The organism is Pseudomonas sp. TSRC2-2 (assembly GCF_049897785.1).
In the GTDB taxonomy this organism is placed as follows: Bacteria; Pseudomonadota; Gammaproteobacteria; order Pseudomonadales; family Pseudomonadaceae; genus Aquipseudomonas.
Genome location: NZ_JAFCWZ010000009.1, coordinates 61040 through 86045 on the forward strand (window position 1 = coordinate 61040; position 25006 = coordinate 86045).

20 protein-coding genes are annotated in these 25006 nt (G+C 59.1%); 5 read left to right on the top strand and 15 right to left on the bottom strand.

Annotated features, from left to right (window positions below):
* Nucleotides 1-102: 102 nt before the first annotated feature.
* Both ACP7D9_RS18830 and ACP7D9_RS18835 read right to left on the bottom strand, forming a co-directional pair.
* On the bottom strand, nucleotides 103-2631 hold the full coding sequence (locus ACP7D9_RS18830) for a PepSY domain-containing protein (RefSeq protein WP_426159076.1): 2529 nt from the start codon (nucleotides 2629-2631) through the stop codon (nucleotides 103-105).
* Nucleotides 2632-2846: 215 nt separating this feature from the next.
* Nucleotides 2847-5156 carry a TonB-dependent receptor gene (locus tag ACP7D9_RS18835; protein WP_426159078.1) on the bottom strand — a complete coding sequence of 770 codons (2310 nt, stop codon included), beginning with the start codon at nucleotides 5154-5156 and terminating at the stop codon, nucleotides 2847-2849.
* 207 nt (nucleotides 5157-5363) lie between these two features.
* Between ACP7D9_RS18835 and ACP7D9_RS18840 the strand changes: the two genes are divergently transcribed.
* On the top strand, nucleotides 5364-6044 hold the full coding sequence (locus ACP7D9_RS18840; RefSeq protein ID WP_101158023.1) for a Fe2+-dependent dioxygenase: 681 nt from the start codon (nucleotides 5364-5366) through the stop codon (nucleotides 6042-6044).
* Nucleotides 6041-6817, top strand: a complete 777-nt coding sequence (locus tag ACP7D9_RS18845; protein WP_426159080.1) for a tetratricopeptide repeat protein — start codon at nucleotides 6041-6043, stop codon at nucleotides 6815-6817. The genes ACP7D9_RS18840 and ACP7D9_RS18845 overlap by 4 nt, the downstream gene beginning before the upstream one ends.
* A 17-nt stretch (nucleotides 6818-6834) precedes the next feature.
* Here ACP7D9_RS18845 and ACP7D9_RS18850 read toward each other — a convergent pair whose 3' ends face one another.
* The 8 genes from ACP7D9_RS18850 to ACP7D9_RS18885 all read right to left on the bottom strand — a co-directional run bounded on the left by ACP7D9_RS18850 (nucleotide 6835) and on the right by ACP7D9_RS18885 (nucleotide 14947).
* On the bottom strand, nucleotides 6835-7728 hold the full coding sequence (locus ACP7D9_RS18850; RefSeq protein ID WP_426159082.1) for an alpha-xenorhabdolysin family binary toxin subunit B: 894 nt from the start codon (nucleotides 7726-7728) through the stop codon (nucleotides 6835-6837).
* Between the two features lie 138 nt (nucleotides 7729-7866).
* On the bottom strand, nucleotides 7867-8922 hold the full coding sequence (locus tag ACP7D9_RS18855; RefSeq protein WP_426159084.1) for an alpha-xenorhabdolysin family binary toxin subunit A: 1056 nt from the start codon (nucleotides 8920-8922) through the stop codon (nucleotides 7867-7869).
* A gap of 161 nt (nucleotides 8923-9083) precedes the next feature.
* Nucleotides 9084-10247 carry a type III PLP-dependent enzyme gene (locus tag ACP7D9_RS18860; protein ID WP_426159086.1) on the bottom strand — a complete coding sequence of 388 codons (1164 nt, stop codon included), beginning with the start codon at nucleotides 10245-10247 and terminating at the stop codon, nucleotides 9084-9086.
* Nucleotides 10248-10918: 671 nt separating this feature from the next.
* The gene (locus ACP7D9_RS18865; RefSeq protein WP_426159088.1) at nucleotides 10919-11275 is read right to left on the bottom strand and encodes a hypothetical protein; all 357 of its coding nucleotides are present in this window, start codon (nucleotides 11273-11275) and stop codon (nucleotides 10919-10921) included.
* A gap of 248 nt (nucleotides 11276-11523) precedes the next feature.
* Nucleotides 11524-12681 (bottom strand): betaine/proline/choline family ABC transporter ATP-binding protein, encoded by a 1158-nt coding sequence (locus ACP7D9_RS18870; protein ID WP_426159090.1) that lies wholly within the window; start codon nucleotides 12679-12681, stop codon nucleotides 11524-11526.
* Nucleotides 12678-13331 (bottom strand): ABC transporter permease, encoded by a 654-nt coding sequence (locus tag ACP7D9_RS18875; RefSeq protein WP_426159091.1) that lies wholly within the window; start codon nucleotides 13329-13331, stop codon nucleotides 12678-12680. The genes ACP7D9_RS18870 and ACP7D9_RS18875 overlap by 4 nt, the downstream gene beginning before the upstream one ends.
* Nucleotides 13332-13344: 13 nt before the next feature.
* On the bottom strand, nucleotides 13345-14238 hold the full coding sequence (locus ACP7D9_RS18880) for a glycine betaine ABC transporter substrate-binding protein (RefSeq protein ID WP_206415507.1): 894 nt from the start codon (nucleotides 14236-14238) through the stop codon (nucleotides 13345-13347).
* Nucleotides 14239-14257: 19 nt separating this feature from the next.
* Complete coding sequence (locus tag ACP7D9_RS18885; RefSeq protein ID WP_172833351.1) at nucleotides 14258-14947, bottom strand: ABC transporter permease; 690 nt, start codon at nucleotides 14945-14947, stop codon at nucleotides 14258-14260.
* A 449-nt stretch (nucleotides 14948-15396) separates the two neighbouring features.
* On the opposite strand from ACP7D9_RS18885, the gene ACP7D9_RS18890 reads away from it, so the two are divergent.
* From ACP7D9_RS18890 to ACP7D9_RS18900, 3 genes are all read left to right on the top strand, one after another.
* On the top strand, nucleotides 15397-16980 hold the full coding sequence (locus ACP7D9_RS18890; RefSeq protein ID WP_016771727.1) for a peptide chain release factor 3: 1584 nt from the start codon (nucleotides 15397-15399) through the stop codon (nucleotides 16978-16980).
* A gap of 615 nt (nucleotides 16981-17595) precedes the next feature.
* Complete coding sequence (locus tag ACP7D9_RS18895; protein WP_101158010.1) at nucleotides 17596-18777, top strand: MFS transporter; 1182 nt, start codon at nucleotides 17596-17598, stop codon at nucleotides 18775-18777.
* A 159-nt stretch (nucleotides 18778-18936) separates the two neighbouring features.
* Complete coding sequence (locus ACP7D9_RS18900) at nucleotides 18937-19200, top strand: hypothetical protein (protein WP_426159094.1); 264 nt, start codon at nucleotides 18937-18939, stop codon at nucleotides 19198-19200.
* Between the two features lie 204 nt (nucleotides 19201-19404).
* Here the strand turns inward: ACP7D9_RS18900 and ACP7D9_RS18905 are convergent, their stop codons facing one another.
* The 5 genes from ACP7D9_RS18905 to ACP7D9_RS18925 form a co-directional block, all read right to left on the bottom strand.
* Nucleotides 19405-20385, bottom strand: a complete 981-nt coding sequence (locus ACP7D9_RS18905; RefSeq protein ID WP_426159096.1) for a peptide ABC transporter ATP-binding protein — start codon at nucleotides 20383-20385, stop codon at nucleotides 19405-19407.
* On the bottom strand, nucleotides 20385-21353 hold the full coding sequence (locus tag ACP7D9_RS18910; RefSeq protein ID WP_101158004.1) for an ABC transporter ATP-binding protein: 969 nt from the start codon (nucleotides 21351-21353) through the stop codon (nucleotides 20385-20387). Before ACP7D9_RS18910 ends, ACP7D9_RS18905 begins: the two co-directional genes overlap by 1 nt.
* A 10-nt stretch (nucleotides 21354-21363) precedes the next feature.
* On the bottom strand, nucleotides 21364-22290 hold the full coding sequence (locus ACP7D9_RS18915) for an ABC transporter permease subunit (RefSeq protein ID WP_101158002.1): 927 nt from the start codon (nucleotides 22288-22290) through the stop codon (nucleotides 21364-21366).
* Between the two features lie 11 nt (nucleotides 22291-22301).
* A complete protein-coding gene (locus ACP7D9_RS18920; protein WP_016771720.1) occupies nucleotides 22302-23312 on the bottom strand; it encodes an ABC transporter permease subunit in 1011 nt (336 codons plus the stop codon).
* A gap of 73 nt (nucleotides 23313-23385) precedes the next feature.
* Nucleotides 23386-24981, bottom strand: coding sequence for an ABC transporter substrate-binding protein (locus ACP7D9_RS18925; protein WP_426159098.1), 1596 nt, complete (start codon nucleotides 24979-24981; stop codon nucleotides 23386-23388).
* Nucleotides 24982-25006 lie beyond the last annotated feature (25 nt).

Genomic DNA, 25006 nt, shown 5'->3' on the forward strand with positions numbered 1-25006 from the left:
GGGAGCGGGCTTGCTCGCGAAGGCGGTGGGTCAGACAAGTAAATATGTGCTGACACCACGCCTTCGCGAGCAAGCCCGCTCCCACAGGAGGCATGAGGTGGGTCAGTAAACGTCCCGGCGATAGCGGCCCTGTTCGATCAGACGTTCGACTTCGTCGCTGCCGAGGATATCGTTGAGGGCCTGATCCACGCCTGAGGCCATGCCTTGAAGGCTGCCGCAGATATAGATGACGGCGCCATCAGCCAGCCATCGCTTCAGCTCATCGGCCGAATCCCGCAGGCGATCCTGCACATAAATCTTCTCGGCCTGATCCCGCGAGAAGGCCAGATCCAATCGCGCCAGATCACCGTTGACCAGCCATTCCTCCAGCTCGGCGCGGCAGAGGAAGTCGTGCTCGCGATTGCGCTCGCCGAACAGCAGCCACTGCCGTTGCTGACCATCGGCAATGCGTGCCTTGAGCAAACTGCGCAGGCCGGCGAGGCCGGTGCCGTTGCCCAGCAGGATCATCGGCACCGGCTCGTTTGGCAGATGGAAAGCGCTGTTGCGCCGCACCCGCAGGCTGATGCTGCCACCCACTGGCGCATGCTCGGTGAGCCAGCCGGAGCCGATGCCGAGGTTGCCGTCGTTGTGCTGTTCCTGGCGCACGATCAGTTCCAGCACGCCGTCAGCGGCAATCGAGGCGATCGAGTATTCGCGCATCGCCAGTGGCACCATGGCGTCGACCAGCGATTGCGCATGCAGGCCGACCAGATGCGCGCGGTGTTCGGGCAGCTGGCGTGAGGCGAGGGCGACTTCCAGCGGCTCGTCGATGCCGTTGACCTTTACTTGAGTTTCGCCACGAATGCCGAGGCCGTCGAGGAAATGTTCGATGGCCCACGGGCAGTTGCGCGGCAGCACTTCGACCAGATCACCGGCCAGCCAGCTGCGGGTGTCCGGGGCTTTGAGGCCGAGCAGGTAAACCGGCGCGCCGCTGCTGTCGGGGTTCATCAGTTCGCGACGGATAAGCGTCCAGTTGTCGTAGCTGGGTGCTTGCCAGGTTTCGCTCGGCGCCTGTCCGGTGAGCTGGCCGAGTTGGGTTTGCCAGTGACGCAGCGCGTAGGGATCGCCGCTGTCGACTTCCACCGGGGCGAACAGCGTTTTGCCGCCGTGTTCGCCGAGCCATTGATGCAGGCGCTTGGCGAAGCCGCAGAAGTGCGCGTACTGCCGATCGCCGAGGCCGAGCACGGCGTAGTTGAGGCTGTCGAGTGTCGAGGCCTTGGCCAGCACTTTGCGTTCGAAACCTCGGGCGCTGTCGGGCGCTTCGCCGTCGCCGAAGGTGCTGACTACGAACAATGCGTTGTTCGACTCACGCAGATCCTGTTCGCTGAGATTGGCCAGCGGCTGCACGTTGACTGGCAGCCCGGCGGCCTGCAATTGTCCGGCGGTCTGCCACGCCAATTGTTCGGCGAAACCGCTCTGGCTGGCGAAGCCGACCAGCCATGCCGAAGCATCGGCTGACGGTTGCGCGAGGCCTTGGCGGGCATCCTTGATCTGCTTTTTCTTGCGCCGCCGATCGAGGTACAGCAGCCAGCCGGTGATAAAAAACAGCGGCATGCACACCGCGGCAATCGTCACGATGATGCGCCCGACGAGGCCGAAGTAGCTGCCGACGTGCAGCGCATAAATGCTGGTCAGCAGTTGTGCCTTGAAGCTTTTGTCGGCATAGCGGTCGACGCGTTTGACCACGCCGGTGGCCGGATTGAGAGTGATCTGGTTTAGCGCACGGTCATGGGGCGAGCTATCGAGCAGGTAGAACACGGTCGCCGGTTGGCCGGCCACCGCTGGCATGCGGATGTTGTACGCGGCCAGGCCCGGGCCGGCGGCGCTGTAGATGCTGCTCCACATCGCCGCGTAGTCGGCCGTTGGTGCCGGGCCTTCCGGCGCCGGGCCGCGACCGCCGCGTACACGTTCGTTTTGCGGCGCGTCGGAAAGCAGTCGGGTCAGGCCTTTGTTGTACCACTCGTACGACCACGACAACCCGGTCAATGCCAACAGCAGATAGACCAACAGGCACCAGGTGCCGGCCACCGAGTGCAAATCCCAATTGAAGGCGCGCCCTTTCTTTTTCCAGTCCAGTGTCAGCCACACGCGCCAGCTGTTCCACTGGCGTGGCCAGCGCAGATAAAGGCCGGAGAGACAGAAGAACAACAGCATCAAAGTGCAGGCGCCGGTGATGTTGCGCCCGGTGTCGCCCATGGCGAGGAAGCGGTGCAGTTGCAGCATCAGGCCGAAGAAGTCCTGGCCGGTGGCGTTGCCCTTGAACTCCGCGGTGTACGGATCGAAGTAGCGCATCTCGCCTCGCCGTTCGCCCTTGGGCGGGGTGAAGAACACCCGTGCGGCGTGACCGCTGTCGGTCTCGACCCAGAGCATCGCGACTTTCTTGCCGGACGCGGCTTCGATGCGCTCCACCAGTTCCACTGGTGGCAACACCCCGGCAACCTGTTTTTCCACCTGCAACACGGACGGATTCAGCGCGCGCAGGATTTCGTCCTGAAACGAATAGGCCGCGCCGGTGATGCCCATCAGAGCCAGCACCAGCCCTGCGGTGATGCCAAAAAACCAGTGCAACTGGAACAGGGTTTTCTTCAACACGTCACTCGCCGTCCGTTCGGAAATTTGTCATCACGGCGCGCATTATGCCGTGGGTTATCAAGAAGCGTTTTGCGTAACACACAAAAGCCCCGTTCAATTGAATGAACGGGGCGGATTGTTCTTTGTAGGAGCTGCCGAAGGCTGCGATCTTTTGATTTTTTTGCAGAATCAAAAGCAAGATCAAAAGATCGCAGCGTGCCGCAGCTCCTACAGGGTCAGAAGTGGAAATTGGTGCTCAACAGCGCCGTCCGGCCCGCCGCCTGATTGGCGAAGTGGGTCGAGAAAGCTTTGTCGTAATAGGTTTCGTCGGTCAGGTTCTGCACGTTGAGTTGCAGATCCACATTCCTGGTCAGCTTGTAGGCCGCCATCGCGTCGTAACGTACATAGGAATCGACCATCGTGGTGTTGGCGACACTGCCGTAGACGTCGTCGACGTAGAACGCGCCACCACCGATCGTCAGCTTCGGCGTGACCTGATACGTGGTCCACAGGCTGGCGCTGTTTTTCGGTGTGTTCGGCAAGTCGTTGCCGTCGTTGGCGCGACCCAGCGGGCCACCGTCAACCTGTTCGCTGTCCATGAAGGCGTAACCGGCGAACACCTGCCACTTGTCGGTGATCTTGCCGCTGGCCGACAGTTCGAAGCCTTGCACGCGGGTCTTGCCGGCGTTCTCGTAGGAGCTGGTGTCGACCTGCACGCGCGCGTTTTCCTTCTCGGTGCGAAAGATGTCGGCGGTCAGCGACAGGCGATCATTGAGCAGATCCCACTTGGTGCCGATTTCGTAGTTCTTGGTGGTTTCCGGCTCCATGTCGCTGCTCAGCAGGTTGCCGCTGCGATCCGGCGTGCCGCCCAGCGGGTTGCCTTCCTGACCTTCGCCCAAGGTGTTGCCCGGCGGTGTCGCCGAGGTTGCATAAGAGGCGTAGATGCTGCCGTTTTCCGCTGGCTTGTAGACCACGCCGAACTGGCCGGTGACGAACTCGCTGGTGTCATCGCCCTTGGAAGTCGTGGTGCCAGCGGCGTTGTAGGTTTTGTAGTCGGTGTCGAAATGGTCGTAACGCAGGCCCATGTTCACCAGCCATTGCTCGGACAACTCCAGCGTGTCGAACACGTACAGCGCGTAGGTGTCGGCCTGGGTGTCGGTGCCGGCGTAGTTGCGCGAGATTGCGCCGTTCCACGGATCGTTCGGATTCGGGTTCGACAGCGAGGTGCAGTTGTAATTGCTCGGAGCCCCGAGCATGGCCGGCGTGCAGTTGCTGCTCGAAGGCACGTTGGTGGTGCGCGGCGTGGTGTCGGTGTTGACGTTGTACGAAGATTTTTCGCTCTGCTCGCGGGTGTATTCGACCCCGGTGGAGAAGCTGTTCTTGAAACCGGCCACGTAGAAGGTGCCGAACAGGTCGGTCTGGTTGGTGGTGGTTTCGGTGTTGCTGACCCGCGTGTTGGCGCGACGCCAGACGGTGCCGTTGTTGACGTTGCCCTTGCTGTCGTCCGGCTGGGTGAGAATGTAATCCTGCATGCTGCTGCCGTGACGCAGGGTGTTCTTGAGGGTCAACGAGTCGTTGAGGTCGTGCTCGATGGCGAAGGTCGCGGTGTCGGTGCGGCCCTTGCGGAAGTCGCGGTCCAGACCGTAGAAGTTGCTGTCATCGCCACCGGCGTACGGCTTGTCCGGATTGGACTTGGTGCGCGGGTTCGACAGGCTGTACGGGATGCCCGAGTCCGGTGTGTCGTTGCTTTCCAGATGGTAGTAGTCGAGGTTGACGCGGGTATCGGTGCCCAAGCCAAACGCCAAGGACGGGGCGATGCCCCAACGGTCGTAATCGACCTTGTCGCGCCCGGCAACGTTGCTCTCGTGGCTCATCAGGTTGAGACGGCCGGCCGCGCTGTCGCTGAACTGGTAGTTACCGTCGAGGGTGTAGCGCTGGGTCTGGTCGGAGCCGTAGGTGAAACCACCGTCAAACGAGTCGCCCAGATGAGCTTTCTTGCTGACCAGATTGATGCTGCCGCCGGCGGCGCCGCGACCGCCAATCGCCGAGTTCGGGCCTTTGCTGACTTCGATGTTTTCAACGGCGAAGATTTCGCGGCTCTGCGAACCGGTGTCGCGCACGCCGTCCAGGTAGGTGTCGCCCTGGGCGTCGAAGCCGCGAATGAACGGTCGATCGCCTTGGGGGTTGCCGCCTTCACCGGCGCCGAAAGTGATGCCCGGCACGGTACGCAAGGCGTCCTGCATGTTCAGCGCGCCGGTATCCTTGAGCACTTGTTGCGGGATGACGGTAACCGAGCGCGGCGTGTCGACCAGCGGCGCGGTGTACTTGGGCGAGGAGGCTTTTTCGACCTGATAGGAGGTCGAGTCCTGGGCTTCGCCCGTGATGGCGGTGGCGTCCAGGGAGATGGCATTGCCGGAAACTTTGCTGTCGGTTTTTTCCGCCGCGAAAACCATCTGCCCAGCGGAGCCGGCGGTGATCGCGACACCGATTGCCGAGGCGAGCAGACGTGGTGAACTGACCGGTAATTGTGCGTATTGACGTGCCATTTTTATTCCCCTCCCCAAGGATTTGAGGCGGCGGAATATAGGGTAAACGGGTATTCGTATCAATTGCGAAACATTGTTATTCGCATTGAATTTACATTCTTTACAATTTGCCCTTATGGTTTTTGCCCATTCATTCGTCTTGCGGGTTTTACACGCTCAATAAGAATCAATACCATTGCCGTCTTCTTGCCATCAGGTGACATCGCCATGCTGCTGCACATCCCCGGGCTGTTCGCAAAAGACGAAGTGCAGCGCATCCGCCAGGCCCTGGAGCAGGCGGATTGGGCCGATGGCAAAATCACCGCCGGCTTCCAGTCGGCCAAGGCCAAGCACAATCTGCAACTGCCCGAGGGTCACCCGCTGGCCAAGGAAATCGGCGCGGCGATGCTCGAGCGGCTGTGGAAAAATCCGCTGTTCATGTCCGCCGCGTTGCCGCACAAAGTCTTCCCACCGTTGCTGAACTGCTACACGGCTGGCGGCAGTTTCGACTTTCACATCGACAACGCCGTGCGCCAGCCCAAGGGCAGTATCGAACGTGTGCGCACTGATTTGTCGGCAACGCTGTTTTTCAGCGAGCCGGACGATTACGACGGCGGCGAACTGGAGATTCAGGACACCTTTGGCACCCAGCGAGTGAAACTGCCGGCCGGCGACATGGTGTTGTATCCAGGCAGCAGTTTGCACAAGGTCAACGCCGTCACTCGCGGCGCACGTTATGCCTCGTTCTTCTGGACACAAAGTCTGGTGCGCGAAGACAGCCAGCGCGCCTTGCTGTTCGAAATGGACGGAGCGATTCAGCAACTGACACAAGACGTCCCCGATCATCCCTCGCTGATCCGCCTCACTGGCACTTATCACAACCTGCTGCGGCGTTGGGCGGAGGTATGAATTTGCAGGTGCGCCGCAAGGAAGTCCTCGATGCGGCCGGGTTGGCGGCAATGCTTGAAGAAAGCCCGGCCCGAGCGGCGCAGGCGATTCTCGTCGCAGCGGGTGCGGGCGAGATTGAAGCGCAGGCGTTGCTTGGACAGATTCTGCTCGATGGCCAAGGCATTGCCCAGGATCAACCGCTGGCGCTGCGCTGGTTCGGTATCGCCGCCGGGCAAGGGCACCTGATGGCGCGCAACATGCTCGGACGTTGCCATGAGCATGGTTGGGGTTGTGCGGCGGATGCCTCGGTGGCGGCGCAGCATTATCGGATCGCTGCCGAAGCGGGTCTGGATTGGTCGATGTACAACCTCGCCAACCTTCTCGCCACCGGTCGCGGCGTAGCTGTGGATCAGCCGCAAGCTTTTGCGCTTTATCGTCAAGCCGCTGAGTCGGGGCACGCCAAGTCGATGAATTTGGCGGGGCGCTATCTGGAAGAAGGGCTGGCATCAGCGGCGGATCCGTTAGCGGCGCGTGACTGGTATCGGCGTTCGGCTGAAGCTGGGGATTTTCGTGGTCAGTTCAGTTATGCGGCGGTGTTGGCCGATGAGGGGAGGATTGAAGAGGCCATCAGTTGGCTCGATGCAGCGTTGGACAAAGGTAATCTGTCTTTTCTTCATGTCAGCAGTGAATCGCTGCTGGCCTCCCCCCATCCAGCCATCCGCAGCATGGCTCAGGCCTACCGCGAGCGAATGACATTAGTGAGAGCCCGTACTGTGGCCCCTCAGCTGCAATGAGGAGCCACAGTTAGCGGTCAGCCGCGTAACCAGCGTCCCTTAAGGTTTGTCATGTAGCTGCGCAGTGCCTGGCTGTTTTTGAGCATGAGCTCGCCGCGGGCCTGAACATCATCGCGGGGCGCATACATAACCGTATCGAGAAAGCGATACAGCGCGTCGATCAGTTTGTTGGTTTCACCGATATAGGCCTGTCGGTGGGGAATGACTTTCTGCGTATCGTTCAGTTGCAGGGTTCTGCTGTCGTTCTCACGCAGCTGGCCAGTTAAAGCCGATAAGCGTTCCTCGCGCTGCGCTATGCGGGTTTGAATGATGTTCCGGGCCTCGGTCAGGCTCTGGTATTTGATCAGCTCGTTCGCCTCGTCCAGAAACTTGCTGGCAACAATTATGCCCGCCTCCAATGCCGCGCTTTCAGGCGTTGCCGGTTTGTTGCCAGCCAACGTCTTCAATTGATCCAGCAGTGGTTTGAGACGGTCGATGATTGTGAGTTTCTCGAATTCAGCGATCGCGATGTTCAGCACGGTCAAACCGGCGTTCATTTCGGCCAGCGGCTCTTGCTCGGCACTGAGTTGTTGTTCCAGGCCGACTCTGACAGCGGCAAGCTCAGCGAGCCTGAAGTGATTGTTAGTGATGGTTACGCTCTGAACGTTGAAGACGCCCTCTCCGAGTTTTTCGTGCAACTGCGAAATCTGGTCAGTGCACAGGTCCATCAGTTGGCTGGAGATTGTCGAGTAGACTTTTATGGCATTCAGAGTCTGGGTGTCTGTTTCACGCGTCTTCAACGCTGTCAGCGCTTGCAGGTTCTCGCGTAGATCGCCGGTTTCCAGTGCAATGATCGCGCTGCTAATGGCATTGGCGGCCAGTTGGTCAGCGTGGCCAATCGCTGCATTGAGGCCGAGCAGTTCGTTGCCCAAGGCTTTGATGTACAAATTGGCGGAGCCAACAATCGCCTGATATCGGATGGCTTCACGACTTTCGTGAACAGTGGCTAGATCGGGTAGTACATAACTCGCAAGTTCCATAAGAATGTCCTTTTCGTTGTTTTGTGTGAGTCAGTCGAACGCAGCGACCAATGCATTCGAATTGGTTTGAATGGTCTTCCAGTTCTTCAAGACAACACGCAAACTTGAAACAAAGCTTCTGAGAGTGAGGAAGTCATGCATGCCCATTACTTTGTTTTTTGAGGAGTTGATATATTCGGAGATTGATACCCAGACCGTTTCAAGTTGCGAAGTGCTCTGGATGGCGCCGTCGATAAAGATTAAGAGGCTGTCAAGGTCAGTGTGTAACTGCAGAAGAGTGCCGGCGAGAATATCTTTTTGTTTAACCTGTTCTACCAGTTGGTCCCGTTGCTCACGCAATGGAGCAAGATTCTTGATCTCGAATAATTCAAAGGCCTGATAAGCACCCTTCGGGTATGGGCTCATAAAAGCCAGGATGTGCTGGAAGAAATTTGGTTCGGTCTCTCGAATCTTCTCATCAAGGCGCGCTTGAGCTTTATCAATCGCCAGGTTCAAATCGGTGATCTGTCGATTGATTTCGTTATTGTTAGCCAGTTTCATCTTGCTGCCGATGCCTGGAGCGACGGTATGGTGGAGTTCGGCCTTGAAGTGCTGCAGGCGCATTATCAGATCCTGACTGTTCAGCTTCTTCTCATCTATGGAATTGGCGATAAACACCAGTGAATCCTGAATGGAGCCAAATCGGTTTTTCTCCGCCTTGCCTATCTCCAATGGCAGCAGACTGTTTATTTCATCCTCGGTTAGCGTGCTGATGGTACCGAGGTAATTCAGGTAACTGGGCATGGTCGAGATGGCGTCGATGATTTCCTGTCCAAAATGTTCCAAGTCCTCCGAGAAGGTTGCGAGGCTGCCACCGACGCGCTTCATGGAGTATTCGATATCATTCCACGAGCTCGCGTTGTTAATGACCTTATGGTTCAGTTCGACGATATCAAATGGCTCAAGCCCGACGATGCCGGTATTTTTTGCCTTTAACTGCGTTTCTACATCCTCGATCGTGCGGGGTAGCGATTGCGCGGTCGAGATGTAGTCCTTGATTTTTTTTATATCGTTTTTTGTGACTAACTTGCTTGAACTCGTTTGCATTTTTAAATCCTTTTTAAATATGCTGGAGTTCTCAGGTTAGAGTTGTTTTCTGCGGCGGGTATAGCTTTTCTATGTAACGGGTTATTGGTGGGGTATCAATGTTTCAATCTCTAAATAAAAAACCCGTGCCTGGGCACGGGTTCTTCGATATTACCAACTATTTATACGTAATATGACTTCAACGGCGGAAACCCATTGAACTCTACCGCGCTGTAACTGGTGGTGTACGCACCGGTCGACAACCAGTACAAACGGTCACCAATTGCCAGGTTCAGCGGCAAGCCATACTTGTAGTTCTCATACATGATGTCGGCGCTGTCGCAGGTAGGGCCGGCGATCACGACTTCTTCCATCTCGCCTTTCTTCTCGGTCCAGATCGGAAACTTGATCGCTTCGTCCATGGTTTCGATCAGGCCGGAGAACTTGCCCACATCGGTATAAACCCAGCGCTCGACGGCAGTGCGCGACTTGCGTGCAACCAGCACAACTTCGCTGACCAGAATGCCGGCGTTGGCAATCAGCGAACGGCCTGGCTCGAGAATGATTTCCGGCAGCTCATCACCGAAGTCTTCCTTGAGGAAACGGATGATCTCCTCGGCATAGGTCTCCAGGCTGTTGGTGCGGGTGATGTAGTTGGCCGGGAAGCCACCGCCCATGTTGATCAGCTTGAGGTGGATGCCGTCTTCTTCCTTCAAACGTTCGAAGATGACTTTGACCTTGGCGATCGCTGCGTCCCAGACGCTGATGTCGCGTTGTTGCGAGCCGACGTGGAACGAGATGCCGTACGGCACCAGGCCCAGGTCGCGGGCGAGGATCAGCAGGTCCATGGCCATGTCGGTCTGGCAGCCGAATTTGCGCGACAACGGCCAGTCGGCGGTGGTCGAGCCTTCAGTCAGGATGCGCACATAAACTTTCGAACCCGGTGCCGCCTTGGCGATGTTGCGCAGGTCGGCTTCGGAGTCGGTGGAGAACAGGCGCACGCCCTTCTCGTAGAAGTAGCGGATGTCCTTGGATTTCTTGATGGTGTTGCCGTAGCTGATACGGTCGGCGCTGACGCCACGATCCATCACCTTGTCCAGCTCGTAGATCGAGGCGATGTCGAAGCTCGAACCCTTGTCCTTGAGCAGGTCGATGATCTCGACGGCCGGGTTCGCCTTGACCGCGTAGTAGACCTTGGCAAATTCGAAACCGGCGCGCAGGTCATCGTAGGCCTGGGCGATCATCGCGGTGTCGATCACCACGAACGGGGTTTCCTGTTTGTCGGCGAACGCCTTCATTTTGTCGAATGTAGTGCGCGCGAAATAGTCTTCGACCTGGATCGACATGCTGGGTGCTCCTATGGGCAAACTCGTAAAAACAATGGGTGAGAGGGTGTGTCATCAATGAATTCGCGAGTGCGTTGAACCTGAGCGCGTGCCAGGCAAGGCGCAGGCCGCCGCTAATGGTCACTCTCTTCGCGAAGCCTGCAACGCAGCATGGCGCGCGCTCAGGCTCAACCCGAAGGGCCGGGCCCGCTTTTGTGCAGGGCTGCGTTGCTCGTCCCTTATCTGGAACAACCAAACTGCGGACCTCGCGCCTTGCCCTGCGCAAAAGCGGACTCCGGCGCACTCGTGAATTCATTGATGACACACCCTCCTGAACGCCCTCCGTATCCCCACTTTGGTTCGCCTACTTCCCAAGGCATGTCGCCGAAAGCAAAAAGGCCATGGGAGATGTGCTGCGTTCCCTTGGCCTTGCTGTCTCGTCGTCAGTACTTGAGCCGGATGGATCGTTTCCAGCATGGACGTTCGGCGCGAACTTTAGGGCGTGAGGGGCTCGAGATCAACAAAAAATGTCGCGTTTTTGCAAGGTTCCGTCGTGCGGTCTTGGACAGGTACCTGTGTAGCTGACAGTCATGACGAATTGATGTTCCCCCCGAAGGGGGAAGCTTGATATCCGGGAGAAGAGAAATGGCGCAGTAGTGCGGATATTTCAGTTGGTTTTATTTGCCTGTGTCTCAACCAATAACTTCAACAATCACGGTATAAAATCCTGTAACCGGCGGACTAGTCTGCGTGGTAACGACGACACGAATGGTCATGTTTTGTTGTACGTTAGTTACCGCGACTCTTCCGTTCAGACCCCCTCGGGAAAACACCGAAACGCCTGGGAGGGGAGTTTCCAGTCTAAAACTTCCCGATATGCCCGGGACGATGTTTCCTTGTGCGTCCAGTGCGTCACCTGCCGGAAGTTTTTCAAGGCTGTTTCCGCGGCGTACTTTGTTCGGATTACCAGCGCCGGAGAATCGAAGGCTCACGGCCGGCCCGGCGGTGATAGCTGCATCTGTGTCGAATGTTGCATTCATATCGCTCATTACAAACTCCTTATACGAACAACAGCAATTTAATTGCTTGGTCGATGACTTTTTTGATCAAGTTGAATTGATTGGTGAGTCATTACTTTTAAAGGAGTTTTGCCGAAAATGAACGTTCGGATTTAATAGTTTTTATTTCTGGGTTGAAAACAAAGTTTCATTTGGTAGTTATGTTGTTGGGTGTAATCATAATGGATTGATTGAACAAGGCCGCCACTGAATTTAAACTCAGCGGCGGAATTGTCAGATCAGGAAGCCGCCGTTTCAGCAGGCGAAACAATGCTGGTTTTGCCGCCACGGGATTTACCGGAACTCAGGTACTCGGCAATCGACTCCTGCGTCACCTCGCCAAGGAAAACCCGTTCGGCATCCATCACCGGCAGCCAGGCGCGGTTGAACTCGTACATGCGTGACAGCAGGATACGCAAGTGCTCGTCGTAAGCCGCCGTGGCGTTGAACTCGCGCAGGAACTGCGCGCAGGTGCCGGTCTGGCGATGCAGGTCGCGACGACGCACATAGCCCAGCGCCTTGTTCTCCGCGCAGGTGACTACGACGTAGCGACGGTCATGTTCGTCCATCAATTCCAGCGCATCGGCTACGGGCGTTTCCGGGCTCACCGATGGCGCGTTGTCCGCCGCGTCTTCGGCTTTCACCAACAGCAGGCGCTTGAGCGTGCTGTCCTGACCGACGAAGTTGCTGACGAAATCATCCGCCGGGTGCGCGAGCAGGGTGTCCGGATGATCGATCTGCAGCAGTTTGCCGGCGCGGAAGATCGCAATCTTGTCGCCGAGCTTGATCGCCTCATCGATGTCATGGCTGACCATGATCACGGTCTTGTTCAGCGCGCGCTGCATCTCGAAGAATTCGTTCTGGATCATCTCGCGGTTGATCGGGTCGACCGCACCGAACGGCTCGTCCATCAGCAACAGCGGGGCGTCGGCTGCGAGTGCACGGATTACACCGATGCGCTGCTGCTGACCACCGGACAATTCACGCGGGTAGCGATGCAGATACTGCTTGGGCTCGAGCTTGATCATGCTCATCAGCTCGCGGGCGCGGTCGTGGCATTTCTGTTTGTCCCAGCCGAGCAGCTTCGGCACCACGACGATGTTTTCTTCGATGGTCATGTTGGGGAACAGACCGATCTGCTGGATCACATAGCCGATGTTGCGGCGCAGGGTCACCTCGTCGAGATCGGTGGTGTCTTCGCCATTGATCAGGATCTTGCCCGAGGTCGGTTTGATCAGGCGATTGATCATTTTCAGCGTGGTGCTTTTGCCGCAACCCGATGGCCCGAGGAACACGCAGATCTCGCCTTCATTGACGGTCAGGCTCACCGAGTCCACGGCTTTGACATCTTTGCCGTTGCTTTGGAAGGTCTTGCTGAGGTTTTGAAGTTCGATCATTTGAGGAGTCCTTTTGGAGTCAGCGAGCGTTGCAGCCACTGCAGGAAGAGGTCGGCGAAGATCGCCAGAAGACTGACCAGCAGCGCGCCGACGATGAGCATCGACATGTCGCTGCGGCTGATGGAGGCGAGGATCAGCACACCGAGACCGCCAGCGCCGATGGTGGCGGCGATGGTCATCACGCCGATGTTCATCACCACGGCGGTGCGCACGCCAGCGAGGATCACTGGCACCGCGATGGGCAGTTCAACCATGCGCAGGCGCTGACCGAAGGTCATGCCGATGCCGCGCGCGGCTTCGCGAATGCCCGGCTCGACGCCGGTGAGGGCGAGGTAGGTGTTGCGCATGATCGGCAGCAGTGAATACAAAAACACCGCAGTGATCGCCGGCAGCGGGCCAAGGCCCTGGCCGAACTTGGAATAGAACGGCAGCAGCAGGCCGAACAGGGCAATCGACGGCACAGTCAGCAGCACCGTGGCGCTGGCCTGCAACGGGCCGGCGAGGGCTGGAAAGCGCGTCATCAGAATGCCCAGCGGCACACCGATAACGATCGCCAGGCTCACGGCGATGCCGACCAAAGTGATGTGCTGCCAGGTCAGGTGCATCACCTGCTGCCAGTCGAGATGGGAAAAGGCGTTCAGAAATTCCATGACTTTTCCTCTCTTAATTCAGTGGGTGCTGACGCAGGAAATCGGCGGCAACGGACGATGGGCTTTCATGATTGACGTCGACCCGCGCGTTGAGCTGGCGCATGGTTTCATCGTCGAACAGTTCGGCCAGCGGCTTGAGTTGCTCGGCCAGTTTCGGGTTGGCATCCAGCGTGGCCTGACGCACCACGGGCGCGGCGGTGTAGTCGGGGAAGTAATGCTTGTCGTCGGCCAGCAACTTCAGGCCGAAAGCGTTGAGGCGGCCGTCGGTGGTGTAGACCAGACCGGCAAACACCTGGCCGTTGCGCAGTGCGGTGTAGACCAGGCCCGCGTCCATCTGGCGGATGTTCTTGCGGGTCAGGTTCATGTCGTAGAGCTTGACCATGCCGTCCAGACCGTCGGAGCGGTTGGCGAACTCGGTATCCAGCGCCACCAGATGATTGCTCTTGGCTTCGGCGCGCAGCACGTCGTTGAGCTGGCTGATGTTGCTGATCTGTGGATATTCCTCAGCGATTTTTTTCGGCAGGGCGAGGGCGTAGGTGTTGCTGAACTTCGACGGCGTCAGCCAGATCAGGCCTTTCTTCGCGTCGAGTTCCTTGACCCGGGCGTAGGACTGCGCGCTGTCGAGTTTTTCTGTGACATGGTTGTAGGCCACCAGCGATACGCCGGTGTACTCCCAGAGCATGTCCAGTTGTCCGCTTTCGTGGGCGCTGCGGGCGAGGTTGCTGCCCAGACCGCCGGTGATCTGCGCGTCGTAGCCTTTGCTGCGCAGGTATTGCGCGGTGATTTCGGCGAGCAGGGTCTGCTCGGTGAAGACCCGGGCGCCGAGGCGAATCACCGGTTTTTCAGCGGCTTGTGCGATTCCTGCGAACAGCAGGAAGCAGCCTAGGATCAAGCTGAGTCGTTTCATAAATATTCCTTCAAACGCCTTAAGACGGGCGCAAACCGCGTTCCAGCCAGAGACGGCTGGCAAGGGTGACCACGCCATCGAGCAACAACGCCAGCAGCGCGGTGCACGCGGCGCCGAGCAGCAGTTGCGGCTGATTGTTCAGGGCGATGCCGGGGAAGATCAGGCTGCCAAGGCTGTTGGCGCCGATCAGAAAGGCCAGTGGCGCAGTGCCGACGTTGATGGCCAGTGCGACACGCACGCCGCCGACAATGATCGGCACGGCGTTGGGCAATTCGACTTTCCACAGCACCTGGCGCGGCGTCATGCCGATGCCGACGGCGGCTTCTTTCAGCGAGCCCTGGACATTTTTCAGGCCTTCGTAGGTGTTGCGCACGATCGGCAACAGGGAGGCGAGGAACAACGCGAAGATCGCCGGGCCGCTGCCGATGCCGAGTATGCCCAACGCAATCGCGAGCACGGCCAACGGTGGCACGGTGTTGCCGATATTGAAGATCTGCATGAAGCGTTCGGCGCGGCCGACCATGTTCGGGCGGCTGAGGAAGATACCGGCGGGGATGCCCACGACAAGGGCGGCCAGCATGGAAGCGAGGACGAGAACCAGATGAGCTTGCAGGTAAAACAACAAATCGTCGCGGTAGTGTTCGATCGTGTTGATGCCGATCCAGTGGACCAGCAGGGCCAGGAGCGCGATCACCACCGCACCTCCCATCAGCCCTTTGCCATAGCGGATAGCCACAGGCGGACTCCTTTTTTTGTAGTCGGCGAGCGCTGCTCCGCGTGGCAAAACCATTCCTGGCTGCCGGAGTCAGCGTTCGCGAAAAGTAGCCGTTTTCCAGCACCGGCCAAGCGGTGTGAAAGCGAGCCATGAGCGCAGCCTCGTCAGGCTAACTTGCTGATTTTTCAGCCCCTGACGACAATTCGTAACAGGGGATGGACGTCTCCGTGCTTTAAAAGGTTCCCACATTGGATGCCATCTGGCCACCTGTTGGAGCTGCCGCAGGCTGCGATCTTTTGATCTGGCCTCTAAAAAACAGGATCAAAGATCGCAGCCTTCGGTAGCTCCTACGGGGTTTTGCGCGGCCGAGGGACGGTGGTTCGGCGATCACTTTTTAAGCTATACTCGCCGCCCTTTTTTGAATCACCGCCAGGCGATTTCCCATGACCCAACAGGCCGCCGAAGTCGCGAAACGCCGCACTTTCGCCATTATTTCCCACCCCGATGCCGGTAAAACCACGATCACCGAAAAGCTCCTGTTGATGGGCAAGGCGATTGCGGTGGCCGGTACGGTGAAATCCCGTAAATCCGATCGCCATGCGACCTCCGACTGGATGGAGATGGAGAAGCAGCGGGGTATTTCCATTACCACGTCGGTCATGCAGTTCCCCTATCGAGAACACATGATCAACCTGCTCGACACCCCGGGCCACGAAGACTTCTCCGAAGACACCTACCGCACCCTGACTGCGGTGGACTCGGCCTTGATGGTGCTCGACGGCGGTAAAGGTGTCGAGCCGCGTACCATCGCGCTGATGGACGTTTGCCGACTGCGTGACACGCCGATCGTCAGCTTCATCAACAAACTCGACCGTGACATCCGCGACCCGATCGAACTGCTCGACGAAATCGAAGCTGTTCTGAAGATCAAGGCGGCGCCGATCACCTGGCCGATCGGTTGCTACCGCGACTTCAAGGGCGTGTACCACCTGGCTGATGACTACATCATCGTTTACACCGCCGGTCATGGCCACGAGCGCACCGAGACCAAGATCATCGAGAAACTCGACTCCGACGAGGCGCGCGCGCACCTGGGCGATGAGTACGAGCGCTTTATCGAACAGCTGGAACTGGTGCAGGGCGCCTGCCACGAATTCAACCAGCAGGAATTCCTCGACGGTCAACTGACCCCGGTGTTCTTCGGTACCGCGCTGGGCAACTTCGGTGTCGACCATGTGCTTGATGCTGTCGTTGACTGGGCGCCGCGTCCGCTGGCCCGTGTCGCCAACGAGCGCACTGTCGAACCGGTCGAAGAGAAGTTCTCGGGCTTCATCTTCAAGATCCAGGCGAACATGGACCCGAAACACCGCGACCGCATCGCCTTCATGCGTATCTGCTCCGGCAAGTACGAAAAAGGCATGAAGATGCGCCATGTGCGCACCGGCAAGGACGTGCGCATCGGCGACGCCCTGACGTTCTTCTCCTCCGAGCGTGAACAGCTGGAAGAGGCCTACGCCGGCGACATCATCGGCCTGCACAACCACGGCACGATCCAGATCGGCGACACCTTCAGCGAAGGCGAAGTCCTCGGTTTCACCGGTATACCGCACTTCGCCCCGGAACTGTTCCGTCGCGTGCGTCTGCGTGATCCGCTGAAATCCAAGCAACTGCGTCAGGGCTTGCAGCAGTTGGCGGAAGAGGGCGCGACGCAGGTGTTCTTCCCGGAACGCAGCAACGACATCATTCTTGGTGCCGTCGGTGTGCTGCAGTTCGATGTGGTCGCGAGCCGGTTGAAAGAAGAATACAAAGTTGAGTGCTCGTATGAGCCCATCACTGTGTACTCGGCGCGCTGGATCGAGTGCGACGACAAGAAGAAGCTTGAGGAGTTTTCCAACAAGGCGGTGGAGAACCTGGCGCTCGATGGCGGTGGGCATTTGACCTATCTGGCGCCTACGCGGGTGAATCTGGCGTTGATGGAAGAGCGCTGGCCGGATGTGAAATTCCGCGCGACGCGAGAGCATCATTAAGCTTTGAGTTGTTGTTCTGAAGCCCCCGGAGGTGTAGGCCTTGGGGGCTTTTTTATGGGCTGCCGGTTTTGGTCTTGGCGGCCTTTGGGCCGACCAGGCTCTTGGGGTTCTGGGTGAATATCCGTTGCTTCGGGTGCTGCGGCTGGCGGTTTCGCCCTTACGGCGAGTCCCTTTTTCAAACGCCGGAGTGCCGGCCCAGCAAAAAGGAACCAAAAGGCTTTGCTCCTGCGTTCGGCCTCCCACGCCCGGATCGATCCCTCCACTCAGCCTTCCGATGTCGCTGGTTAGGCAAGGTCAAGAGCACCCGAGCTTACGCTCATCGTGTGTAGGAGCTGCCGAAGGCTGCGATCTTTTGCTTTTGCTGCTCTGTGGAGCGAGCTTGCTCGCGAAGGCGATCTGCGGGCCGACGATTTTCTGTTTGATGCACTCAATCCAATTCGGTTGTAGAAGACTGCGATCCTGAAAAGTAAGGTCAATAGTTCTCAGCCTGCGGCATCTCCTACAGTGGTTTGTAGGGCGAATCCTTTTTTCGTGGTTTGAGTGTCTTGCGGTGCGAAAACCGCCGTGCGGCCGTTAGTGTTTCATTCCTGCCAGTCGTTCGAAGAGACCAACGGAGTGACAAGTCGACTGAATCATCTGCTGCGCCCCAACGGCTATTTCACCCCCATGGCCTGGGTCCTCGCCGCGCTTTTGTTCATCAATCGCCTCAGCGCCATGGTCAAGTTGTTCATGGCGTTGTACCTGCGTCAGGAATTGGGCCTGGCGATTGAAACCGTCGGCTGGTTGCTCTCGGCCTATGGGGCGGGGTTGCTGGTCGGTTCGATGCTGGGTGGCTGGCTCAGTGATCACGTGCGCACGGCGCGGCTAACGGCGGCGCTGTTTTTCGTGTCGGTGTGGGTGCTGGTGCTGTTGGGACTGGTGACCCAGGTGCCGTGGCTCGCCGGTTTGCTGTTGCTCAGCGGTGTCATCGACGGGGCGATTCGGACGTTGCATCAGCGGCTGATCATGGAGTACTGCGAAGTTGCGCAGCGCTCGCGGGCGCAGGCCTTAAGTCGGGTCGCGCGCAATCTGGGCATGGCCGCCGCCGGGGTGGCCGGTGGGGTGTTGGCGCAGGCGGATTTTCGTTGGGTGTTTTTTGCCAGTGCGGCGATGACGATGCTGGCGTTGCTGTGGTTTGTACGAACAACGTGGCGGCGGCCGATTCTGCAGCAGGAGCTGGCGCTGGATGCCACTGCCGGCTCGCCGTATCGCGACAAGCCGTTCCTCTGGCTATTGGCAGCGACGGCCGCGCTCGGTATTGCGTTCGACACCGTTTACAGCACGCTGGGCAATTATCTGCGCGATCACTACCACCTGAGCACCGAAGCGATCGGTTGGCAGTTCGGGCTCAATGCGCTGTTGGTGATCGCGTTGCAGATTCCGCTGTCGCATTCGGTCGAGCGTTGGGGCTCGCGCTGGCAAATGCTCGTCGGCAGCGTGCTGTTGGCCTGTGGGCTGGGCATGTTGCCGTTCGGGTCCGGGTTGGCTTTTGTGTGTTTGTCGACGGTTATCTGGACGCTGGGCGAGGCGTTGTTCATGCCGCCGCTCAATGTACTGGCGATGCAGTTCGCCCAGAGTGGCAAAAGCGGTCAGTACTTCGGGCTGTTCTTCATGAGCTGGAGCGTCAGCGCGTTGTTGTCGCCGGTGCTCAGCGGTCAGCTTTATGGCGAGTTTGGCGGGCACAGCGTCTGGCTGATGAGTGCGCTGCTGGTGCTGATCTCCATCCCGCTGACGTGGCAGGCAACACGCGCCGCTTAGCTGTTTCAGTTATGGCAGTTATTCGAAAGCAATCTGGCCGTCGATGGCATTTATGCCTGCATGGCCGCGTCCTAAGTGGTGAGCCGGGCCGATCGCAACTAGATTTCACTCGGAGCCAGTCCGGCAAGCATGTCTTAGCGCAACAGGATGGAGTCGGCCATGAAAAGCAGATTGTTACGGATTCTGATGTTATTGAAAGTGGCGGTGATGCTGTCCCTCGGTACCGCAACGGCGTGGGCCGAGTGCGAGGATCACGAATCTCAGGCGTTCAACGGCCAGGTCGGGCATAGCGGGCTGGTGCTCGCCAAGTCCGAGTCGGAGCCGGGGGATATGAATCAGGGTGGCAGCGCCGATGATGACGATACGACCACTGACGAGCCGGATACCGATGACCCGGATGACGAAGGCGATAGCCAGACGTAAATCACCGGGCAAAGAAAACCCCTTCTGCCTCGACTGATGCGCAATCGAGGTGGAAGGGGTTTGGTTAACTCTGATTCACCGCAAATCCCCTGTAGGAGCTGCGGAACGCTGCGATCTTTTGATCTTGCTTCTGAAAATCAAAAGATCGCAGCCTCGTTGCACTCGTCAGCTCCTACAGGTTTTATGCAGGTCTCAGCATTGGCCTTATGCCGCGCCGTCGAGAAACTGCTCGGCGTAGTGGCAAGCCACCTGCCGGTTATCCAGCTCACGCAGCAGCGGCTCTTCCGTGCTGCAACGTTCGGTCGCGTACGGGCAGCGCTTGTGGAAGGCGCAGCCTGAAGGCGGGTTCAGCGGGTTGGGCAGTTCGCCGACGATCTTGATTTTCGGCTTGTTCGGGTCCGGGTGAATGGTCGGGGTCGCCGATAGCAGCGCCTGGGTGTAAGGGTGCAGCGGGCGCTCGTAGATGGCGTTTTTCGGGCCCAGTTCCACCGGGCGGCCGAGGTACATCACCATCACGTCATCGGCCACGTGCTGCACCACCGCGAGGTTGTGCGAGATGAACACGTACGCGGTGTTGAACTCCTGCTGCAGGTCCATGAACAGGTTGAGCACCTGGGCCTGAATCGACACGTCCAGCGCCGAGGTCGGTTCATCCGCCACCAGCACTTTCGGTTGCAGCATCATCGCCCGGGCCAGCGCGATTCGCTGGCGCTGACCGCCGGAGAACATGTGCGGATAGCGCTGGTAGTGCTCGGGCCGCAAGCCGACCTGCTTCATCATCGCCTGGACTTTCTCGCGACGTTCGCTGGCCGACAGCTTGGTGTTGATCAGCAGCGGTTCGGCCAGTTGATCACCGATTTTCTGCCGTGGGTTCAGCGACGCGTACGGGCTTTGAAAAACCATTTGCACGTCTTTGCGCAATTGCTTGCGTTGCGTCTTGTCGGCACCGGGCACTTCCTGGCCGGCGATTTTCAGCGAGCCGGACGATGGCTCCTCGATCAGTGTCAGGGCGCGGGCGAGGGTGGATTTGCCGCAGCCCGACTCACCCACTACGGCGAGGGTCTTGCCGGCTTCCAGTTCGAACGACACGCCGTTGAGCGCGCGCACGGTGGCGTGGCCCTTGAACAGGCCACGGGAGACTTCGTAGTGACGGGTCAGGTCGCGGGCGGTAAGTACGACGGCCATTACGCCACCTCCTGGTTCAGCGGGTAGAAGCAGCGGGCGAGGCTGTGGCTTTTCGGGTCAAGGCCGGGACGCTGGGCGCGGCAGTTGTCCTGCACGTACGGGCAGCGCGGCGACAGCAGGCAACCTTGCGGACGGTCGTAACGACCCGGAACGATGCCCGGCAGGGTCGACAGGCGTGAGGCGCCGAGGCTGTGCTCGGGAATCGCCTTGAGCAGCGCTTCGCTGTACGGGTGTGCGGGGATGTCGAACAGTTGCGGCACCTGGCCGACTTCAACGGCCTGGCCTGCATACATCACGCAGACGCGCTGAGCGGTTTCCGCCACGACCGCGAGATCGTGAGTGATCAGCACCAGGCCCATGTTCTGTTCTTTCTGCAACGCCAGCAGCAGATCCATGATCTGCGCCTGAATCGTCACGTCGAGGGCCGTGGTCGGTTCGTCAGCGATCAGCAGTTTCGGCTCGCCGGCAATCGCCATGGCGATCGCGACACGCTGGCTCATGCCGCCAGACAGTTGATGCGGGTAGGCATCCATACGGCTGGCGGCGCCCGGGATCTCGACTTTTTCCAGCAGTTCGATGGCACGCTTGCGCGCTTGCTTGCCGGACATTTTCAGGTGCAGGCGCAGCACTTCTTCGATCTGGAAACCGACGGTGTAGCTCGGGTTCAGCGCGGTCATCGGGTCCTGGAACACCATCGACAGGTCTTTGCCAACGATTTGTCGACGCTGACGGTTGCTCAGCTTGAGCATGTCCTTGCCGTCGAAGCTGAGCGAATCGGCGGTGACGATGCCGGGATGCTCGATCAGGCCCATCAGCGCCATCATGGTCACGGATTTACCCGAGCCCGACTCGCCCACGATGGCCAGTACTTCGCCTTTGTCGACTTTCAGGTCGAGGCCGTCGACCACCGGCGTGGCGTTCTTGTCGCCGAAGCGGACGTTGAGATTCTTGATTTCTAGCAGTGACATGGGAATCTCCTCAGGCGGCGTTCTTGAGTTTCGGGTCCAGCGCATCGCGCAGGCCGTCGCCCATCAAGTTGATTGCCAGCACGCTGAGCAAAATGGTCAAACCAGGCAAGCTGACTACCCACCAGGCGCGTTCGATGTAGTCGCGGGCCGAGGCCAGCATGGTGCCCCACTCAGGGGTTGGTGGTTGCACGCCGAGGCCGAGGAAGCCCAGTGCCGCAGCATCGAGGATCGCCGACGAGAAGCTCAGGGTCGCCTGCACGATCAGCGGCGCCATGCAGTTGGGCAACACGGTGATGAACATCAGACGCGGCAGACCGGCGCCGGCCAGACGCGCGGCGGTGACGTAGTCGCGGTTCAGTTCGCCCATCACGGCGGCACGGGTCAGGCGCACGTAGGACGGCAGCGAAACCACGGCAATCGCGATCACAGTGTTGATCAGGCCAGGGCCGAGGATGGCGACGATCGCCACGGCCAGCAACAGCGACGGCAGGGCCAGCATGATGTCCATCAGACGCATGATGGTCGGGCCGATCATCTTCGGGAAGAAACCGGCGAACAGACCCAGCAGGATCCCCGGAATCAACGACATCACCACCGACGACAAGCCGATCAACAGCGACAGGCGCGAGCCCTGGATCAGACGCGAGAGCAGGTCACGACCGAGTTCATCGGTGCCGAGCAGGAACTGCAGCTGCCCGCCTTCGAGCCACGCCGGTGGCGTCAGCAGGAAGTCACGGTATTGCTCGCTCGGGTTATGCGGCGCCACCCACGGAGCGAAGATCGCGCAGAAGATGATCAGCAGCATGAACAGCAGGCCGGCAACGGCGCCCTTGTTCTTGGAGAACGCTTGCCAGAATTCTTTGTACGGCGACGGGTACAGCAGGCTTTGATCCACGGCGGACGTGGCGGTGGCTACTGAGGATGTTGGAGTGCTCATGGGTATTGACCTCAGCGCTGATGACGGATGCGTGGGTTGGCAAAGCCGTAGAGGATGTCCACCACGAAGTTGACCAGAATCACCAGGCAGGCGATTAACAGGATGCCGTTTTGCACCACCGGATAGTCCCGGGCGCCGATGGCTTCGATCAGCCATTTGCCGATGCCGGGCCAGGAGAAGATGGTTTCGGTCAGGACTGCACCGGCCAGCAGCGTGCCGACCTGCAGGCCGACCACGGTCAGCACCGGAATCAGTGCGTTGCGCAGACCGTGCACGAACACCACGCGCGACGGCGACAGGCCTTTGGCCTTGGCGGTGCGGATGTAGTCTTCACGCAGCACTTCGAGCATCGACGAACGGGTCATCCGCGCGATCACCGCCAGCGGAATGGTGCCGAGGACGATAGCCGGCAGGATCAAGTGATGCAGGGCGTCGAAGAACGCGCCGACGTCATCGGCCAGCAGCGTGTCGATCAGCATGAAGCCGGTTTTCGGCTCGATGTCATACAGCAGGTCGATGCGCCCGGATACCGGCGTCCAGCCCAGGCTCACCGAGAAGAACATGATCAGGATCAGACCCCACCAGAAGATCGGCATCGAATAACCCGCGAGGGAGATGCCCATCACCCCATGGTCGAACAGCGATCCTCGTTTGAGTGCCGCAATCACCCCGGCCAGAAGCCCGAGGATGCCGGCGAACAGCAGGGCGGCCATGGACAGTTCCAGGGTCGCCGGGAAAAGAGAGGTGAACTCGGTCCACACGCTTTCACGGGTACGCAACGACTCACCGAGATCGCCCTGGGCCAGTTTGCCGATGTAGTCCAGATACTGGGCATACAGCGGCTTGTTCAGCCCCAGGCGTTCCATTGCCTGAGCGTGCATTTCGGGGTCGACCCGACGTTCGCCCATCATCACTTCCACGGGGTCGCCCGGAATCATGCGAATCAACGCGAAAGTCAGCAAGGTGATGCCGAAAAACGTGGGGATCAACAGCCCCAGTCGGCGGGCAATAAAACTAAACATCTTGTGTGGTACCTCATCAGCCGGTTAGGCGTGCCCGGCGAGCCTGGGGTCAGGTCTGCCGGGCGTTTCTTATCTACTTCACCTGGGTGGTGGCGAAGTTATTGGTTGTGAGAGGGCTGATGTGGTAGCCCTCTACATTTTTGCGCATTGCAGTGAACATCCGAGTATGGGCCATGCTGATCCATGGCTGATCCTGATTAAACAGCACTTGTGCCTGTTCGTAGAGCGCGGCGCGTTCGGCCGGATCTACTTTAGCCCGCGCTTCATCCAGCAGCGCCTGGAATTTCTCGTTGCACCAGCGTGCGTAGTTTTCGCCGTTCCTGGCGGCCTCGCAACTGAGCATAGGCGTCAGGAAGTTATCCGGGTCGCCGTTGTCGCCCGCCCATCCGGCCGACACCATATCGTGCTCGCCGGCCTTGGCGCGCTTGAGCATTTCGCCCCATTCCATCACGCGGATGTCGATCTTGATCCCGACTTTCGCCAGGTCAGCCTGCATCATTTGCGCGCCGAGCATCGGGTTGGGGTTGGTCGGACCGCCACCGTTGCGGGTGAACAGGGTAAACGTGGTGCCTTCCGGAACCCCGGCTTCCTTGAGCAGCTTGCGCGCGGCGTCGAGGTCGCGTGGCGGGTTCTTCAGATCATGGTTGTAGCCCAGCAAGGTCGGCGGGTACGGGTTGACTGCAACCGACGCGTTGCCTTTGCCGAACAGCGCGTTGACATAGGCTTCCTTGTCGAAAGCAATATCGATGGCTTTACGCACCCGCACGTCGCTCATGTATTTGTGCTTGGTATTCATGGCGATGTACGAAACGGTCATCGCGTCCAGCTCGTCGACTTTCAGGTTGCTGTCTTTCTTGATGCTCGGGATGTCGTCCGGTTTCGGATACAGGGCGATCTGGCACTCGTTGGCCTTGAGTTTCTGCAGGCGCACGTTGTTGTCGGTAGCGATCGCCAGGATCAGCGCGTCGGCCGGTGGCTTGCCGCGGAAGTAGTCCGGGTTGGCCTTGAAGCGCACCTGCGCATCCTTGGCGTAACGCTGGAAGATGAAGGGACCGGTGCCGATTGGCTTGTTGTTCAAGTCGCCGGTCTTGTTGGCCTTGAGCAACTGGTCGGCGTATTCGGCCGGGTAGATCGACGAGAACGCCATGGCGATGTCGGCCAGGAACGGCGCTTCACGGCGGGTCAGGGTGAACTTGACCGTGTTGTCGTCAACTTTCTCGACGCTTTTGAGCAGTTCCTTGAAGCCCATGCTTTCAAAGTACGGAAAGCCCACGCTCGACAGTTTGTGCCACGGGTGATTCGGGTCCAGCTGACGCTGGAAGCTCCAGACCACGTCGTCGGCGTTCATGTCGCGAGTCGGCTTGAAGTATTCGGTGGTGTGAAACTTGACGCCTTTACGCAGATGGAACGTGTAGGTCAGGCCGTCCTCGCTGATGTCCCAGGACTCGGCGAGTGCCGGGATCACTTCGGTGGTGCCGGGTTTGAAGTCGGCCAAGCGGTTGAAGATGGTTTCGGCCACAGCATCCGCCGTGACTGCAGTCGTGTACTGGACCATATCGAAGCCTTCCGGGCTGGCTTCGGTGCAGACCACCAAGGGTTTGGCCGAGGCGCCAATGGCAACGCTCAGCAACGCAGCCGCCATGGCCGCACGTAGGGGAAGCATTTTCATCGATAACCCTCTGCAATCGGTTGAA